This window comes from Microbacterium sp. Bi128, assembly GCF_918698205.1.
The window spans coordinates 1-1,265 of the sequence record NZ_CAKKMM010001442.1 but is presented as its reverse complement, the minus strand read 5'-3'; the positions used below and the strand labels follow the sequence as shown (position 1 = coordinate 1,265).

At 67.2% G+C, this 1,265-nt stretch carries 1 protein-coding gene; it reads right to left on the bottom strand.

Annotated features, from left to right (window positions below):
- Nucleotides 1-135: 135 nt before the first annotated feature.
- Nucleotides 136-1,221 (bottom strand): low specificity L-threonine aldolase, encoded by a 1,086-nt coding sequence (locus LQV45_RS33520; protein WP_230012092.1) that lies wholly within the window; start codon nucleotides 1,219-1,221, stop codon nucleotides 136-138.
- Nucleotides 1,222-1,265 lie beyond the last annotated feature (44 nt).

Sequence of the window (1,265 nt, the reverse complement as noted above, 5' to 3'; positions counted from 1 at the left end):
TGCCTGCCGAAGGGTCCCCAGGGCGAAGAGGAAATCTGCCGGAACCTGATCGAGGGAGCTCACCTTGGAAGGTTATGCAACGGCCGGAGCCCTACCCGGCAGGCTCGCCGCCGGGCAGGGGAAGCGTTGCACGGCTCAGGCAGCGGCGAGCTCGCGCTTGATGGCCGCAATGAAGGAATCAACGTCGTCCTCGGTGGTGTCGAAGGAGCACATCCAGCGGACCTCGCGGGCCGCCTCGTTCCAGTCGTAGAAGCGGAAGGACTTGCGCAGCCGGTCCGCGACACCGGCAGGCAGGACGGCGAAGACGCCGTTGGACTCGGTCTTCTGCGTCAGTTCGACGCCGGGGATCGCCTCGACGCCGGCGCGCAGCCGGGCGGCCATGGCGTTGGCGTGCGAGGCCGAGCGCAGCCACAGCTCACCCTCGAGGAGGGCAATGAACTGGGCGGACATAAACCGCATCTTGGAGGCCAGCTGCATGTTCATCTTGCGCAGGTAGACCAGGCCGTGTGCGGCCGGGTTCAGGGCGACCACAACCTCGCCGAACAGCAGGCCGTTCTTCGTGCCGCCGAAGGAGAGGATGTCCACGCCGGCGTCACGGGTAAAGGCCCGCAGCGGGACCCCCAGGTGGGCGGCGGCGTTGGCCAGCCGGGCACCGTCCATGTGCAGCTTCATGCCCTTTGCGTGGACATGCTCAGCGATGGCCCGGACCTCGTCCGGGGTGTAGCAGGTACCGAGCTCGGTGGTCTGGGTGATGGACACGGCCAGCGGCTGGGCGCGGTGCTCATCGCCCCAGCCCCAGGCTTCCTGGTCGATCAGTGCGGGGGTGAGCTTGCCGTCGGTGGTGGGGACCTGCAGCAGCTTGATGCCGCCGATCCGCTCCGGTGCACCGTTTTCGTCCATGTTGATGTGGGCGGTGGAAGCGCAAATGACCGCACCCCAGCGCGGGAGGAGCGACTGCAGGGACAGGACGTTGGCTCCGGTGCCGTTGAACACCGGGAAGCACTCGATGCCTTCGCCGAAGTGCTCTTCCATCAGCTGCTGCAGGCGCGCGGTGTAATCGTCCTCGCCGTAGGAGACCTGGTGGCCTTCGTTGGCGGCGGCCAGGGCCGCGAGGACTTCCGGGTGCACGCCGGAATAGTTGTCCGAGGCGAAGCCGCGGACGGAGGGATCGTGGAGCCGCACCGCAGTGCCGGCAGGGACAGTTTCAACTGTGCTGGTCATCGTTTTGCTCACGCTTTCAGTCTAAGAGGTCGGGCCGCCCGGGC